This window comes from Chitinophaga sp. YR573 (genome assembly GCF_900110995.1).
GTDB lineage: Bacteria > Bacteroidota > Bacteroidia > Chitinophagales > Chitinophagaceae > Chitinophaga.
The window spans coordinates 24,370-42,564 of the sequence record NZ_FOJF01000002.1; the positions used below are offsets into that span (position 1 = coordinate 24,370).

Sequence of the window (18,195 nt, forward strand, 5' to 3'; positions counted from 1 at the left end):
TAAACAGGAAACCTGACGGCGGGTCCTGGTCAGTTTTTTCCCTCAGAATAAACATTAATCAAAAGAAAGATGGATCTCCATATTTCAAATTTTATTCTCAGAATAGCTATTTATTCACTAATCAATATCTAAATGAAAAAGAAAAATCTACTTATTCTGCTGCTGGCCGGTACCTTTTCCACCACTGCCCTAAAGGCCCAGACGCCCCCTGCTACCTGGCAGGAACATTGGTTTGAGCACAACCAATTGTTAACCCGTGTATTTTACGACAATGACCTGGCGTTGTACTATGACAATGATGTAAGTAGCTCCGTAACGTGGACCCAACAGTACCTGGGAGACGTATGGCGGTATACAAAACGTACATACGGCTACTTTGGTGATGACCCACATTTGTTTGCGGTTTTGCATACCAATAAGTATAGCGGAGGCCATCCATCAGGTTACTTTGATGCAAGTCATGACTACAGGGATGTAATTGATGCGGGCCCCGGACCATGGACCAACGCTACTCATGGTGATCGTAACCTTTTGACACATGAAGTAGCACATATTGTAGAAGGTGATTCAAAGAACTCACATGGCTCACCAGCCTTTGGTGTATGGGGAGACAGTAAATGGGCAGAAATATTTATTTATGATGTTTATAAATCCCTGGGCAGGACCGATGATGCTACCCAGGCTTATAATGAATTTTATAACAGTGCAGGAGATAATTTCCCCAGAGCCGGGACCAAATGGTTTAAAGACTGGTTCTACCCCATTTACAACAATTATGGCGGTACCCAGGTATTGAACCGTTATTTTGTTCAGCTGGCATTGTACTTCCCTAAAAACGGCAATGATTACAATGGTGGTTTGAACATGGGGCAATTTGTACACTTCTGGAGTGGCGCTGCAGGTGTAAACCTGAAATCACTGGCTACTACTGCCTTCGGCTGGACTTCAGAATATGAAGCACAATTCGTAGCGGCGCAGGCAGCGTATCCTTTCACTTATACTACACCGCCTCCTGTGGTAGTAAATGCATTCCAGGATTCCAACTATGGAGGATATGGCGTAGCATTACCTGCAGGCAGCTATAACCTGGCTAAACTGAAGGCATACGGTGCAAAAAACGATGATCTTACTTCCCTTAAAGTAGCCGCAGGTTACAAAGTAGTATTATATGCTGATGATAATTTCACCGGTGCCAGTACTACTATCACTTCCGATGTGCCTTTACTGGACGTGGCTACCTGGAATGATAAAGTATCTTCTCTCATCATCAGTGCAAACGGTACAACTACTCCCAGCACATTGATACAGGCAGAGAATTATACTTCTATGGCAGGTGTTATCACAGAAGCTACTACTGATGTAGATGGCGGTTCTAACGTGGGTAGCATTGATACCGGCGACTGGTTAGCTTTCAGCAACATTAACTTCCCTACATCAGGTACTTATAAAGTAGAATACCGTGTAGCCAGCTTAAATGGTGGTGCTCAGTTATCACTGGACCTGAATGCAGGTACTACCGTTTTAGGTTATCTGAATGTGCCTTCAACAGGTGGCTGGCAGAACTGGACCACCATCTCTCATAATGTAACGGTGACTGCCGGTACTTATGCGTTAGGTGTATATGCACAAACAGGTGGCTTTAATGTTAACTGGATAAGGATTACCAAAGTGGTGGATGCTGCATCTGCTATTGCAGCAAAAGCAGAGCAGGATGCAAAGGATAATGAAGAATTGGTATTGTATCCAAACCCGGTAGCTAAAGAAGGTACTTTAACAATCAACGTACCTAAGTACAATGCGGCAGCGCCTGTACAGGTATCCCTGGTAGATCTGAACAAACGTGTGGTGAGTTACAGGAAAGCAAATGCTAAAACAGTAACACTTTCAACACACAATGTTTCCAGTGGATTCTATGTACTGATTGTAACCAATGGTACTAAACAGTATACTAAAAAGGTATTGATCCAATAGGAGCATTTATGAATAGTTAGGAATAGTTTAATTAGAAGGGGCCTTTCAAGGCCCCTTACTTTTTTCAATAAAAAAACGGCCAGACAGCATTGAGCTATCTGACCGTTTACGTTGTGAGTGCCAGTCTGTTAATCTAATTTCAGGTGCTTCAGATCAGCGCCATCTCTTATTTCTTCTGATGCCACGGTTACTATTGTATCGCCGGCATTCAGATTACCATATACTTCTATTTTACCATCTGCGTCATGTCCTGTCTGTACAAGCACTCTTTCAGCTTTACCATTTGTTACCCTTACCACAAATACATTCACTGTTGAATTAACAACGGCTGTTTTTGGTAAAATGAAAGCGCTGTCTGCTGTATTCAACGGGATCTTTACTTCCGCAATCATACCCGGCATCAGTTTCTTATCATTATTCGTAACGTCCATTTCTATACGCTGAGAGCGTAAACGTGTATCCATCACACCAGACAAACGGTTTACTTTAGCTGTGAAGTTCTGACCTGCATATGCTTTCACCGTGAATCCCACTTCACTGTTGCTGGTCAGGTAGCTGGTATAGGCTTCCGGAACGGAAATCACTAAACGTAATTTCTTCTGTTCCTGTAAAGTAAACAAAGGAAATTCAGATCCTTTGCCTGTAGGGCCTACATAAGCACCTGCGCTCACGTTCCTGGCACTTACGATACCACTGAAAGGTGCTCTTATTTCGAGATAGTTCCTGTTGTCGGTAATCTCTTTATACGCTGCTTTGGCAGATTCCAGTTGTGCTGCATCAGATTTCATCCTTGCCTGCGCAATATCCAGGTCGTTTTTGGAAACAGTACCTGGCGTAAGGCTGGTTTCATGTAAGCGGTCGTAATTGGCTTTGCTGGCCAGGTATACCGCTTCCTGTGATTTCAGCCTGGACTCAGCGCCGGATAACTGTGAAGTGATCTCAGGGGCTTCCATAGTAGCCAGTAACTGACCAGTGCTAACTTCAGATCCTACATCCACATTCAGCTTCTTTACAAAGCTGCTCACTTTAGCATATATATCCACCTGTTGAAAGGCAACCAGTTCGCCCGGTATTTGCAGGGTAGATGCCAGCTTACCTTTATGTAAAGTAGTAGCAGCTACTGTAATTACTTCTTTGGTAGTAGCGTCTGTATTTTCTGCCTTTCCTTCTGAATGACCGCAGCTGCTTAACAGCATGGCTGCCTGTAGGCCACACATCAATGTGATAGCCAGTGTTTTTGTGTTGTTCATACTATTCATGCAAAGATGGTACATAGTTTTTACTTTCTTTATCTTCCGGATCAAGAGATACGGATTGGGTAGTTGTTTTGCCTTGTGCCCACGCAAATACCAGTGGTAATATGAAGAGGGTGCTGAAGGTAGAGGCGATAAGGCCACCAATAACAGCACGTCCCAGCGGGGATGTCTGGTCGCCGGATTCACCCAGGCCACTGGCCATCGGGATCATCCCTGCTACCATCGCAAGCGTGGTCATTAATATCGGACGCAGACGTAATGCTACCGATTCTTTCGCAGATAATAATGCATCCCCGTTATGCATGCGTAAATGCTCTGCATTGGTGATGAGTAATACCGCGTTGGAAATGGATACACCCACGGACATGATAATACCCATATAAGATTGCAGGTTCAGGGTAGAGCCGGTGATCGTCAGTAATAACAGTGAACCTAACAGTACTGCCGGTACAGAGGTGAGTACTACCAGGGACACCTTGAACGACTGGAAGTTAGCTGCCAGCATCAGGAAGATCACGATGATCGCTACCAGCAATCCATCCTGTAAGCTATCCAGCGTGTCTGTAAGCGTCTGACTTAAACCAATCAGTTCCACCGTCAATCCACGTGGCAGTTCTCCCAAAGATGCAATCGCTTTGTTCACATCTTTTGTAGCTGTACCAAGATCTATATTATTTGTATTGGCCGTAACAGACAACGTTGGTAACGCACCTAAGTTATCCGCTTCACCATAAGTAGTATCGCGTGTAATAGTAGCCACATCTCCCAGCACAGGACGGGCAGAATTTCTCAGCAGAGGAATTTCCATCATCGAATGAAGATCGGTCATCTTATTCTCAGGGATCTCTACCTGCACACTATAACTCAGGTTCGACTTTTCATCTATCCAGATATTCTTATCCGTATAACGGGAAGAAGAGGTAGAGGCCGTCAGTGAACGGGAGATATCATTCAGGTCAACTCCCAGCTGTGCAGCACGTATACGGTCTATCGTTACCTTGTATGCAGGGTATTTGGTAGACTGTCCCAGCTGTACATCACGCAGGTAAGGGATCTTTTTCAGTTGATCTATTACCTTCTGTGCATACTCTTCATTCAGCTTCTTGTTTCTTCCGGACATCCTTATCTCAACCGGGGTAGGAGAACCCTGGCTCAGGATTTTATCTGTTAGTTCAATAGGTTCAAATGAAGGCTGTACATCCGGTTCTACTTCTTTCAGTTTAGCCCGGATCTTATCCTTCAGCTGATCCATATTTACTTTGTACTCTTCTTTCAGCGCTACCTGCATAACAGCTTCCTGCGGACCTGCCATGAACAGGTAAATCGGGCTGATAGAGAATTGTCCCGGATGTTGCCCTACGTAAGAAGAGGTAATAGACACATTTTCTGCACCTACGATATCCCTGATGGCCTTCGCTGCCAGAATCGTTTTTTCTTCTGTTGTTTCTACACGTGTACCTTCAGGTGCGCGTAACCTTAACTGGAACTGACTGCCATTACCACGTGGTAATACGTCGCGTCCGATATTGGATAACAACAGCACTACTAATCCTAATGCAATAACGATATAAGCCGATACGATGATTTTACGCGCAGGGAGGATCCTGTTAATGAAACGCATGAAGCGGTTCCTGAATTTATCAAACAGGGTAATCCTTCCATCATCATTAAAATCTACTCTTTCCACCAGTTCTTTCTTCTCATCCCAGGAATCATCACCTTTATGAGAAATATGCGGATGTACAGGTTTATGCTCTTTCATGATCCAGTTGGCCATGATAGGTACAAACGTTTGTGCCAGGAAGTAAGAGATCACCATGGCAAAACCGATCGCTAATGCCAGTGGAAGGAACAGTGAACCCGGAATACCACCCATTGTAAAGGCAGGTGCAAACACCGCCAGGATACAGAACAGGATCAGTAATTTCGGGAAGGCTATTTCCTTACACGCATCCCAGATGGCCAGCCCCTTGGGCTTGCCCATATCCAGGTGCTGGTGTATATTCTCAATAGTCACCGTACTCTCATCTACCAGGATCCCGATAGCCAGTGCAAGGCCACTCAGCGTCATGATATTGATGGTTTGCCCTGCTATTTTTAAACACAGTACCGCGGCAATGATAGAGGTGGGGATCGTTAATATTACGATCAATGCCCCCCTGGGGTCACCAAGGAATAACAACACCATCAGTCCCGTGAGGATTGCACCAATGGTGCCCTCACTGATCAGACTTTTTACAGAGTTGATTACGTATACGGACTGGTCAAATTCATAAGTCAGTTTCACATCTTCCGGTAGCAATGCCTGGAATTTAGGCATCGCAGCCTTCAGCTTCTGTACCACTTCCCAGGTAGAGGCATCACCGGATTTGGCGATACTCAGATATACAGACCTTTTACCATTTACCAGTGCATAACCGGCAGTAATATCCGCACCATCTTCCACGGTAGCCACATCGCGCAGGTACAGGTTCTGTACACCACCTTTAAACAGCGGGATATCTTCAAAGTCTTTTACATTTTTGATAGTAGTATTGGCAGGAGTGATATAGTTGATATTACCGATACGCACGTTACCGGAAGGAGAAGTCTGGTTATTTACACGGATGGCTTCTACCAGCTGATCTACTGTCAGGTTATGTGAGCGCAGCAGTTCAGGATCTGCTTTTACCACCACGGTACGGAGGTTACCACCAAAAGGAGGAGCCGATACCAGACCGGGGATGGTTGTAAAGGAAGAACGTACATAGGTGTTTGCAAGGTCTAACAGCTCGTTATTACCACGTTTCTCACTGCTTAGTACCAATTCCCCAACGGGAAGGGTAGAGGCGTCAAAACGGATGATAAAGGGCGGTTGTGAGCCTGGCGGGAATATCGCCTGTATACGGTTACAGAAGGCACTTAATTCTGCCTGTGCCTGTGCCATGTTGGTACCCGGATAAAAGTTCACCTTTATCAGGGTAAGGCCCTGTATGTTTTTTGTTTCAATGCTTTTGATCCCGTTTACATACAGGAGGATGTTGATGTACTGCTTACCGAAATAAGCCTCCATCTGTGTAGGTGTGTATCCGCCGAAGGGATGCGCAATGTACATCACCGGCAGGTCCAGCTTCGGGAATATATCTATTTTGATCGTGCGCACGGCGCTGATGCCGAAAAAGAAAAGTGCGGCCACGATCACAAGTATCGTTATCGGTTTGCGTAATGCTAGTCTTATCAGGTTCATGAACTAAAATTCATTGATGAATAGAGAAAAGTTCCCACTGGCAGCAGCCTTCAGTAATAAAGCCTGCCATACATTTGTATAAGCAATATCGCGGTCTGTTTCAGCGCGGTTAAGCGTATAGGAAACCTGTGTTACATCTACAATATTCGTGAGCCCGTTCTTATATAATACAGTGCGTTGCAGGTATGCATCAGACGCAGCGTTCACCTGGATGGGCGCTTCCCTGTAATTGTCCAGTGCATTCAGGATGCGTGTGCCGGCCAGTGAGATCTGTGCATTCAGTTGCTGTTGTACAAGATCGTATTCATCCTTTAATCCCTGAGAGATATACTTTTGTGCTTTTACCTGGTGACTGACTCTCAGCGGAGTAGTAATATTCCAGGTAACACCTATACCTATCAGGTAGTTACTGCGGGAGGGTTTTACACCATCCCAGTAATTCTTCGTATAGGCTGTCTGGTCAGTAGCATACGATGAACTGAATCCGGAACCTCTTGTCTGCCCTACACCAAATAAGGAGAATGCAGGGAAGTTCAGTGTATGATAATAGCTGGCCTGTGCATCACTCAACCTGATACGGTTTTCATAATACTTCAGTAATGGATGATTCTGTAAACTGTCGTGTAAAGGATCTAATAAAGAAGAAGGGATTTTTGTAATGAACACGGTGTCCAGCACAAAATCCTTAGGCGGTACACCCATCAGCACAGCCAGTTGATTTGCCTGAGTCTGTTCGAAGTCTTTCGCTTTTGTATAAGCGATTCTTGCACTGGATACTTCTGCATTGGCAAGAGAAGAATCCACGCCGGGAATCAGTCCGTTCAACACCCTGGTCACTACTACAAAGCGGAAAGTATCCGCTCTTGCGAGGTTCCTCTGCCAGGAAGTTGTTAAGCGTTGTGCTGCCAGCAGATTCAGATAAGCCGCAGCTACTCTTACTTCCTGCTGAAATTGTTCCTGTTGTAAATCAGCTTCATCCCTGGTTACCACCGCCTGTGCGGTTTTGATCTTTTCTCTGGAACGTCCGAAAGCAAAGAAATCCCAGTTGATGTTGGCAAGATACAAACCTCCAAAAGCAGCATTTGAATTCTGAGAAGAGAGTGTAGGTCCTGAAGAAGCTACCCCTAATCCGTTTAAGCCATAAGAAGGACCAAATTGCCCGTTAACGGTACCATAGTCCTGTTGTGCAGAAACATTTAAGTTGGGCAGGTAATCGCGTTTTGCCTGTGTGGCTGATTCTTTTGAAGCGTTTATATAATTCGCCCTTGACTTAATGGAACCGTAATTAGTAAGTGCGGTCTGCACGGCCTCTTTTAAAGTGAGTACCTGTGCATGCACCTTTGTACTTCCATAGAGCACCAGGAGAAAAAATAAACAAACGAGTTTTTTTCTTTGCATGATTTTATGAACATTAATCGATAGACTCCAGAGATGTATTTCCGGATGTAAAGTGAGTCGGAAATAATTTGCATCATTCGCTGGTTGGTATTTCAGGCGGGTTCCCCATGTTCCTGATCTCCAGCTTATCTTTAGCATTGTTAGTCATATTATAACGAATGGAAGATCTCTCTGAAAGCCTTACAAAAAAAGCAAAAAGAACCAGCGATTAAACGTGGTTCTTTCTGCTTCTATCCGTAGTACCTTTCTTATGAATCCTTCAATCGATATGCAAAGATTGTACTTATATCATTCGTTTGTATTGTTTCATTCAAACAAATAATTGTATAAATCAAAGAATCATAAAAAACTACAATGTAGCCATATCGATAACAAAGCGATAACGGACATCTGCTTTCAGCATGCGCTCATACGCTTTCTGGATATAATTCATGTCAATCAGTTCAATATCAGACACAATATTGTGTTCTGCGCAATAATCCAGCATTTCCTGTGTTTCTTCAATACCGCCGATCATAGAACCTGCCAGGGTTTTCCTGCCCAGGATCAGGCTGAAAGAAGAGATCACAGAAGGTGTTGGAGGCGCACCCACACAAATCATGGCACCACTGGTCTTTAAAAGTCCCAGGTACACATTGTAATCGTGTTCAGCAGATACTGTATCGATAATAAAATCAAAGGAACCAGCAGCTGCCTTCAGGTTATCGGGGTTGGTAGTGAGCAGGAAGTGATGGGCGCCCAGCTTCTCAGCATCTGCTTTTTTGGATGGTGAAGTACTGAGCATAGTTACTTCTGCACCAAAAGAAACCGCAAATTTCACCGCCATATGGCCCAGGCCGCCTAGTCCTAATACAGCCACTTTATGACCTTTGCCTACTTTCCAGTGGCGTAAAGGGGAATAAGTAGTGATACCGGCACATAATAGTGGAGCTACTGCTGCCAGGTCCAGTTTCTCAGATACCTTCAGTGTATATGCCTCATCTACCACTATCAGATTGGAATAACCGCCATAAGTAGGGGTTTTCTTATCCTGTTCGTAGCCGTTGTAAGTTCCGGACATGCCATTCAGGCAATATTGTTCCAGTCCGTCAGTACAGTTCTCACATTTGCGGCAGGAATCTACCAGGCAACCTACACCGGCCAGGTCTCCCACTTTGAATTTAGTTACATGGCTACCTACTTTGGTAACTCTGCCTACGATTTCGTGGCCCGGCACCATCGGGAATAGCCCATTTCCCCATTCGTCTTCCACCTGGTGAAGGTCTGAGTGACAAACCCCGCAATATAAAATATCGAACTGTACGTCGTGTGGTCCTGGTTCCCTGCGTTCAAAATTAAAAGGTGCAAGCGAAGTTTTCGCAGCAGGGGCTGCGTATCCTTTAGTAGCGATCATAAAAAATAATTAATATAAGTGATGGAATTGAGAAGCTCTCGAATTATTGTGCAAAGTAAACGCTATTTCAAATTCTGGCAGCGCTATTTAAAAAGATAGAGGGCCAACCTTTGCAGGTCAGCCCTCTGAAATACATGAGATAAATGTTGTTAATGAGATCACCTATCTCAGTCTGTTCACAATAATAACGTGGAATTTTAGATCAGCATATTTATCAAACTTTTTTTATCACTATCTTAACAAATTGACGGCCCCTTTTTTTATCACTTCCGTTCCATTCGTCATGATAATTTTCATTGTATACATATAAACTCCCGTAGGTTGGGCCTTTCCTCCACTGGTCCCATTCCATCCGCTACCTGTTGCTATCAGTTCTCCCCACTGGTTAAAGATCTTCATATCAAGTGACCTGATATTCCCTTCTGGTTTGAAGATATCATTCTTTCCGTCTCCGTTTGGTGTGAAGGCATTAGGGATAAATACCTCTCCTGGTTTCAGTTTAGCTGTAGCCTGGCCTGGTAAGCTGGTCTGGCAGCTTAAAGTGCCCAGAGAGATGACCCGTATACTCACGGTTTCTTGTTGCAGTCCGGTAACATTATAAAAAGTATCTGTTACGGTGATATACGCTCCTCCATCTATGGAAATAAGATAACCGGTGGCACCGGGAATACTTTTCCAGGAGAAGGCGGCACTGTTGGTTGTTACTGCTGTGTTGACTACAACAGGCGTTACTGGTCTGTCAAATGGTGTGACAGTCACCGGTACGCGATCACTGCTGCAAGGGCCGGTAACGGCTTCCACATACCAGGTGGTGGTCTCATCTATTGGAGGCGTGGTATAAATGTCTCCCGTACCCAGGATATCTCCGCCGGAAGGATAAGGATACCAGTTGTAGATTAGCTGAGAATCAGGATATAGTACAGATAAAGTCGCTAAACTATCCGGGCATATAGATATCGATGAAGCCAGTGGCGCTGCGGGTCGTTGTATCACGGATACTTTAATACTATCGCTGGTGAAGCAACCAAAGAAATCTTCTCCTGTCACTACATAAGTTGTTGTATCTGCGGGAGAAATGCTGGTAGTAGAATCGTTGATATTACCGGGCAGCCAGGTATAATGCATGATAATGCCACCGGTTGGAATGGCAGACAGGGTAGTAGCACTACCGGAACAAACGGTGCCCGGTCTGGCCGTTGCCTTCAGCTTCACTACCGACTTCTCCGTCACCGTCATTGGTACCAGGGTAGTACACAGATTACCATCTGTAACAGTACAGGTATAAGTGCCTGCAGGCAGGTTGGTAGCAGTTTGTGTTAACTGCACAGGCGTTGTATTCCATTCATAACTGAGAAGAGGGGTACCGCCGGTTATATCAAGAGAAGCACTTCCATTTGCTTGTCCGCAGGCAGCAGGTATAACAACCGGTGTTACGGACATTGGTGTTGAACCAACACCTGCTACAGCCAGTATTACTCCTCTTGAATTAGGCCCGCCTCCGGAAATTTCTGTCACTGTAATTGACTCCACCAGTTTTGACTGGTCTGTACAGGAAAGAGAAATATTAAAAGGATAAAATCTCGGATTATTTGTAATCATACCATCCACAACATAAGGTGGCCCCAATAATCTTTTAATACGTCCAAAACCTGAAATAACCGGGGTAAGTCCATCAAACCAGTCTGCTACCGTTTGCTGATAAGCAGTTGTAGAAGTACCATCTGTAAAATTTACGACTGCACTTAATACACTGAAGTATTCGGTAGAGAAAGATAACAGGCTGAGTTTACTGAAGGAAGCAGGAGTAGCAAGTGTTAATGTGCCGGAAGGAAGCGTGTTTGGCTGTGTACCGCCAACAGACATAAAAAGTGCATTATTTAATGCATAATTTTCCAGCTGAAAATTATACCCTCCATTGGATATGAGCCCGTTAGCAGGAATGCCGCCTGCAAGGTTATTCGTAGCAGCAAAGGTGGTGCTGTAAAGGATATTAAAAACAAGGTCCAGTTCACTGCTGGTAACAGCAGTCGCATTGGTACCGGTATCTGCTACAACATCCTGGTTAAAGCCGGTTACTGTAACAGGGGAGTAAGTCTGTGAATAGAGTTTGCTCAGGCATACAGCCAACAATAGGATAACAATTACAATGCGTTTCATCGGGGGGTAATTAAAATGGGTAAAATTGATGGCTGACCCCGGAGTGAATCAGGGTCAGCCATTTTTTTATCTTAACAGGTTCACCGAACCTTTTTTTATCACTTCCGTTCCATTAGTCATAATAATTTTCATCGCATACATATAAACGCCCATTGGTTGAGCCTTTCCTCCACTGGTCCCATTCCATCCGCTACCTGTTGATATCAGCTCTCCCCATTGGTTAAAGATTTTCATATCAAGTGTTTTGATATTCCCTTCGGGTTTGAAGATATCATTCTTCCCGTCTCCGTTTGGTGTGAAGGCATTAGGGATAAATACCTCTCCTGGTTTTAGTTTCGCTGTAGCCTGGCCTGGTAAGCTGGTCTGGCAGCTTAAAGTGCCCAGAGAGATGACCCGTATATTCACAGTTTCCTGTTGCAGTCCGGTAACGTTGTAGAAAGTATCTGTTACGGTTATATATGCTCCTCCATCTATGGAGATAAGGTAACCGGTGGCACCGGGAATACCTTTCCAGGAGAAGGTAGCACTGTTGGTGGTCACCGCTGTGTTGACTACAACAGGCGTTACTGGTCTGTCAAATGGTGTGACGGTCACCGGTACGCGATCGCTGCTGCAAGGGCCTGTAACGGCTTCTACATACCAGGTGGTAGTTTCACTTACAGGTGGTGTCACAAAGGTATCTCCTGTACCCAGGATATCTCCGCCGGAAGGGTAAGGATACCAGTTGTAGCCCAGTGAGGAATCAGGCGTGAGCACAGATAAAGTAGCTAAGCTATCCGGGCATATAGATGTCGGAGAAGCTACCGGTGCTGCCGGCCGGGGTATCACGGATACTTTAATACTATCGCTGGTGAGGCAACCAAAGAAATCTTCTCCTGTCACTACATACATAGTAGTATCAGTAGGAGAGATGCTGGTAGTAGAATCGGTGATATTGCTAGGCTGCCAGGTATAATGCATGATAATACCGCCGGATGGGATGGCGGAGAGGGTAGTAGCACTGCCGGAGCAGATACTGCCCGGCCTGGCCGTTGCTTTCATCTTCACCACAGATTTCTCTGTTACCGTCATTGGTACCATGGTAGTACACGCATTTCCGTCTGTAATTGTACAGGTGTAAGTCCCGGCAGGAATGTCTGTTGCTGTTTTTGTTAATTGTACGGGTACAGTATTCCATTCATAGGTAATAAGAGGGCTTCCGCCTTCTGCACTCACAGTGGCACTACCATTCGATTTACCACAGTCTGCCACTACAAGAGAAGAGGTGATGGTCATCGGGGTATAACTTACCCCGGAAAGCGCCAGGATAACTGCCCTGGAATCATTACCGCCACCTGATACATAATTAAAGAAGATGGAATCCAGCATCTTTGATTGAACAGCGCAGGGGATATTTATATCTATCGGGTAAAACCGGGGATTACTAGCCGCCAGGTCTTCTACAACATAAGGTGGAGAAGGAATACGCTGTATACGGCCTACTGATGAAATGACAGAACCCGGTCCGTTAAACCAGTCGGCAACATTTACTGTTCCGCCGGAAATAACAGTACCATCTGTAAATTTCAGACTGATATCCAGTACACTGCTTTGCTCAGTGGAAAATGCCAGTACACTTATTTTGGTGAAGGTAGCCGGTGTTACCATAGCAATGCTTCCGGATGCAAGCGTATTGGCTGCAAATGCATTGGCCGAAAGATATAACGCATTGTTGAGGGCATAATCACCCAGTTGGTAGGTACGCTGACCACTTACAATAGTACCGTTATCTGCTAAACCTCCTGCTATTGAATTGGTAGCAGCAAAGCCCAGCGAGTAAAGGATCTTCTGCTGAAGATCTACTCCCGTAGAAGTAACAGCCGTTGCATCTGTTCCGGTTTCGGCTATTATATCATTGTTGTATCCGGTTATGGCAACAGGAGAATAAGTTTGTGCATGTAAACTGCAGGTCCATGTAGCCAGCATAAGGATAACAATAAAAATACTTTTCATTCACTTGTATTTTTTGGTTGATGTTAAAGAGTTTATCAGCGTAACAGGACTACCCATCCGGTATAGGGTTTCTCTCCGGGCGCTGTTTTGATTACATAATAATAAGTGCCTTCACTCACAGGTTTTCCCTGTCGCAGACCATCCCATCCAATGGTGTATCCGTTGCTCTTGTAGACCGTTTGTCCCCAGCGGTTGAACACTTCTACCTGGCATGCAGGGCGTGCTTTTAATCCATCCAGGTTCCAGCGGTCGTTGATACCATCTCCATTCGGACTAAATGCATTGGGTATATCAAGTACGAGATCGGGAATTATTTTATACCACGCGCGACTGGTACTATCCATACATCCGATATCATTTCTGGCGTATAGGGTTACACGGTAGTCGCCCGGTAATTCCCATTTATAAACAGGATTAATTTCTGATGAGGTAATACCATCGCCAAACTCCCATTCATAGGTGGTTGCATGCTGTGAAGTATTTGTAAAATTGAACGTCGCATTTTTATATTCTATAGGAATGTTCTCTCCGGGTTGTGCTGTGAAACTGGCAACAGGTGGAGGGATAACATTGATCAACCCTGTTTTTGTCAGTGTGTCAAAACATAACTGTTGTGAGCCTGCTATCAGTGTAACAGTATATGTTCCGTCATCACTGTAAGTATGGGAAATGTTTTTACTGGTAGCAGTACCACCATCTCCTAAAAACCATTTGTAAGAATCTGCAAAAGTAGATTGGTTGGTGAAGTTTACGGTAACGGGTGTACATCCGGTGATGATATCCGGAGTAAATTTTGCAGAAGGTCTTGTGATAACATCCATTGCTACCGGTGTAGCAGTTCTTACGCAAACGCCATCGGTAACAGTCAGGGAAATAGTTCCGCTGCTCAGGTATTTTACCAGGCGTGGATTAAGGCCGGTACCGCTTTGCGGAGAACCGCCTCCCCAGTTCCATTGTGCAATAGCTGCATTACTGGCAGTACCGGTAAAGGTAACAGTCACTATCTCGCCTGTACAAACCGGATTTTTACTCACACTAAAACTGGCAACAGGCGGAGCCTGCACAGTGATCTGATGTGTTACCAAAGGAGATGCACAACCATTTTGAGTTACCTGCAGAGATACTGTATAAGTACCAGCAGCGGTATAATTCAGCCAGTACCAATCCGGGTTGCCGCCAACACCACCACCCTGTACTGGTGCACCACCACCGTCCCATGCATAAGTTGCTGTTGGACCGGCACCACCTGTGTACATCAGTGTATCTGCAAAACCAAGACAAACAGCAGGCTGGCGTATATCAAATGCAGCACTGGGTGTAGGCTTTACAGTTACATCAACCGTATCTGCGATCACACAGCTGAATGCATCTTTTGCAGTAACAATATATTGGGTATTAGCGGTAGGCGTAACGGAAGTATTAGCTCCGCTGATATTGCCGGGGTTCCAGGCATAGCCGCTTACAGTGCCGCCTGTAGCCGTAGCAGATAAGGCAGAAGCGGACCCGCTGCATATCATTGTTGGATTGGCCACTGCTGTAATACTGGCTAAAGATTTCAGTACAAGAGTATCAAATACAGTTGTAATACAGTTGTTGCCATCTCTGATAGCGCAGGTATAAAACCCTGCTACCAGGTTGGTAGCAGAGGCGGTTGTTTGGGTTGGGTTAGTATTCCAGCTATAGGTTAAAGGAGAAGTACCACCGGTGGCTGTGAGGACAATATTGCCATTGGCGCCACCGCAAACAGGATTGGTGATCACCTGTGAATAGGTGAGTGGTGTATACCCCACTCCGGAAACTGCCATGATCAGCGCTCTGGAACTGGGGTTGGCACCGGGAATATAATTGAAGGTGATAGATTGTACCAGTTTAGACTGAGAAGCACAGGGGACTAAGAAATCAAAGGCATACATACGTGGATTAGATGGTAATCCATCCACGGTATAAGGAGCTGCAGTTAACCGGGTAAGACGTCCAAAACCACTGGTTAAAAAGGGGGTACCGCCAAACCAGTCTTTAATAGTGATATTACCTGCATTAACGGTAGTACCATCTGTAAAATTCAGGGTCACTGTTACTACGCTGTTGTTTTCTGTACCGAAGGCCAGCAGGCTTAAATTGCTGTAGGCTTTAGGAGTGGCAAGGGTGAGTGTGCCGGTACCTACCGTATTGGGCACATTACCGGCGGAAGACATATACAGTGCATTGTTGGCTGTATAGGCTGCCATCTGGTAAGTACGGGTACCGCTGACGATAGTGCCGGTATTGATAATACCTCCGGTTACTCCGTTCAGTGCTGCAAAACCGGTAGTATAGATAACGTGATTACTTCCGTCTATTATGGTAGAGGTAACAGCAACTGCATTGTTTCCTGCTTCCGCTACAATATCACTATTGAACCCGGTAACGGGAATGGGCGTATAGGTTTGGGCAAATAAGACGTTAGTGCCGGTCAGTAATACTGCCAGCAGGATAATGGTAAACGTACGCTTCATGAATGGTCATTATAGGTTAGCATTAAACAAAAAGACCAACGGTACAGGCATAGGTATACCGTGGACGTAAATGGGTATGATCAGGGCATAGCCGCACACAAGGCATGGAACACCGGAAAGCGATGCTCCTGCCAACACTTTTTAAACCTTCTCATCTAAATACTTTGGGAAAGGAAAAATGGGGGGGTAGGGAATATATATTTATAATTTAAATAACTAAATTGGGTGTAACATAACTGCTTTTATACAACTGTAATGGCCAGATTTTTGGTATTAATGGCCACTCCGTCTTTCTCCCAGATCCTTCTTTGCTCAAAAGTTATGTTTGTAAGGCCGGGGGCCTTACCTGTTATCAGGTAAACATCGTCATTGCTGTTGCCAGCCTGTTGCAACATGGAGTCAACTGTATAATGATAGGGTTTTATATCGATAAAGTCTTCTGTATCTGCCTTAAAAAACCATTGAAAACCGGCAGTACCCAGTCCGGGAAGTATAATAGGTAAGGATGTACCTACCTTGATTTCTTTTTCTTCGATTTCCATATGATACGTGTTTTATTAAATTGCGGGTTACAGATTAATCCGTAACCCGCAATATAGTTTATTATACATACCATTTATGATACATCGCAGAATCTGTGCCTTGTACAAAGCAATCCAGTCTGCCTGCCTGCCATGAGCAAACGCCCACATCAGAGGAGAGTACGCCGCCGAGATTTTCATCTCCGCTCCAGCTCTTACCATCCCACCATTTGTGCATCATGTTGTAGGTTAAGCCAGGATAGAATATATCTATTCTGTTAGGACCCCACGATTGTGCCGCAGGACTTCCCATCATATTAGACTGTAAATCTTCCCAGTTGCTCCAGCCTTTATCGAACCATTTATGGAACAGGTGGTTGTTGGTACCGCGTGCAAAACAATCCAGTCTGCCACTGGCCCAGGAGGACACTGCAGGTGCTGAAGTGATAATGCCGCCTAAATCTTCCCATCCATGCCATGCGCCATCATACCAGAGGTGCCACATAGAAGAGTTCATACCGCGAGCGAAGATATCGATGCGGTTTGGTCCCCAGCTAACGCAGGCCGGTTCGGAAGAGAGCATACCGCCCAGGTCTTCCCATCCGCTCCATCCGCCCTGGTAGTATCTGTGCCACAGGTGATGGTTCATACCGAGCGCAAATACATCCAGTCTGCCACTTGCCCATGAGCAGATAGCAGGTGCGCCCTGGATCATGCCGCCAAGAGATTCCCAGCCCAGCCAGGAGCTACCGTTCCACCATTTATGGTAAACAGCAGAATCTGTGCCTCTTACAACCACATCAATGCGGTTAGCAGCCCAGGAAACAGCATTTGGTCTTGATGTAAGCAGACCGCCCAGGTTTTCATAACCATGCCAGCCATGAGCAGGAGCAGGTAATTTCACGCCACTGGCAGTCCAGAATGGGAATTCAGTATCGATACCAGCCTGTCCGTAGCCGATCTTGAAGAAACCGCCTTTACCCCATCCGGAGCCCCAGGAGTTCTTACAGATCCAGCAATGTTCAGCCTCTGAATAACCGATTACTGTTACGCAATGCAGACCTTTATCTACGCCACTTACATGGGTATATACACCATCTGCATAAGAGAAGAAATCTTCGTATACATGCATCACTGCAGAGCAGGGACCATTATTGGAAATATAGTTTTTACGAGCTGTAACATCAGCGATCGTAGTAGAGTTTGTGATCTTCACAGCTCTTGCATCGCGATTGGGTCCTACGGTGCAATGAGGAGGTGATTGCCAGATGTTGTTGCCCGGGAAAGCGGTATTATATGGGAAACATGGTTCATCCGGAATACCGCGGGTTTTGATCTGCGCAAATGCATCTGTAGGCCACCATCCGCCGCAATTGGCGCCATGGGAGGAGCAGAAGTGCAGGTCTGCTTCAGAAAGGTCCAGTAATTGTCCCAGTTCAATAGAAGCCATTGCTTCTGTTACGGAAGTAGTACAGAAAGAAACGCATGAACCGCATCCGCCCTGGTCTTTAACGGGAGTGATATGATTCCCGTTATGGTTGCGCCAGTCTACTGCGGGAGCAAACGTGGCTTGGGTGGGAGCGGCGCCTGCAACGGGTTTCATAACAGAAGCCAGTTCCGCTTTGTTAACAACTACGCCCAGCATTGCTAATTGTTGTGGTTCGGGCAATACTGAAACAGGTGTTTCTCTCGCCTGCCATTGGGTGTTAGCCTTTTTAAGATCGGCTACCAGGTCCGTGATTTTGAGATTGGACATGTTGAATGTGGTGTTTTGGAGTGAATTAAA

10 protein-coding genes are annotated in these 18,195 nt (G+C 45.3%); 1 reads left to right on the forward strand and 9 read right to left on the reverse strand.

What is annotated here, in order from left to right; genetic code table 11:
• The first annotated feature begins 132 nt into the window (after positions 1–132).
• Positions 133–1,971: a carbohydrate-binding protein gene (locus BMW86_RS33215; protein ID WP_089783760.1), complete on the forward strand. Its 1,839-nt coding sequence runs from the start codon at positions 133–135 to the stop codon at positions 1,969–1,971.
• Between the two features lie 128 nt (positions 1,972–2,099).
• On the opposite strand, the gene BMW86_RS20220 is transcribed toward BMW86_RS33215, so the two are convergent.
• The 9 genes from BMW86_RS20220 to BMW86_RS20260 all read right to left on the reverse strand — a co-directional run bounded on the left by BMW86_RS20220 (position 2,100) and on the right by BMW86_RS20260 (position 18,165).
• Complete coding sequence (locus tag BMW86_RS20220) at positions 2,100–3,221, reverse strand: efflux RND transporter periplasmic adaptor subunit (RefSeq protein WP_255372969.1); 1,122 nt, start codon at positions 3,219–3,221, stop codon at positions 2,100–2,102.
• Between the two features lies 1 nt (position 3,222).
• Entirely contained in the window at positions 3,223–6,453 is a 3,231-nt protein-coding gene (locus BMW86_RS20225; RefSeq protein ID WP_089783762.1) for an efflux RND transporter permease subunit, read from the reverse strand.
• Positions 6,454–6,456: 3 nt separating this feature from the next.
• Entirely contained in the window at positions 6,457–7,989 is a 1,533-nt protein-coding gene (locus tag BMW86_RS20230) for a TolC family protein (protein ID WP_255372970.1), read from the reverse strand.
• Positions 7,990–8,200: 211 nt separating this feature from the next.
• Complete coding sequence (locus BMW86_RS20235) at positions 8,201–9,244, reverse strand: NAD(P)-dependent alcohol dehydrogenase (RefSeq protein WP_089783764.1); 1,044 nt, start codon at positions 9,242–9,244, stop codon at positions 8,201–8,203.
• A 231-nt stretch (positions 9,245–9,475) separates the two neighbouring features.
• Positions 9,476–11,401 (reverse strand): gliding motility-associated C-terminal domain-containing protein, encoded by a 1,926-nt coding sequence (locus tag BMW86_RS20240; protein ID WP_089783765.1) that lies wholly within the window; start codon positions 11,399–11,401, stop codon positions 9,476–9,478.
• Positions 11,402–11,467: 66 nt separating this feature from the next.
• A complete protein-coding gene (locus BMW86_RS20245; protein WP_089783766.1) occupies positions 11,468–13,393 on the reverse strand; it encodes a gliding motility-associated C-terminal domain-containing protein in 1,926 nt (641 codons plus the stop codon).
• Positions 13,394–13,428: 35 nt separating this feature from the next.
• Positions 13,429–15,888, reverse strand: coding sequence for a PKD domain-containing protein (locus BMW86_RS20250; protein WP_089783767.1), 2,460 nt, complete (start codon positions 15,886–15,888; stop codon positions 13,429–13,431).
• 242 nt (positions 15,889–16,130) lie between these two features.
• Entirely contained in the window at positions 16,131–16,430 is a 300-nt protein-coding gene (locus BMW86_RS20255; RefSeq protein ID WP_089783768.1) for a protease inhibitor I42 family protein, read from the reverse strand.
• A 61-nt stretch (positions 16,431–16,491) separates the two neighbouring features.
• Positions 16,492–18,165, reverse strand: coding sequence for a DUF8189 domain-containing protein (locus tag BMW86_RS20260; RefSeq protein WP_089783769.1), 1,674 nt, complete (start codon positions 18,163–18,165; stop codon positions 16,492–16,494).
• Between the last annotated feature and the right edge of the window lie 30 nt (positions 18,166–18,195).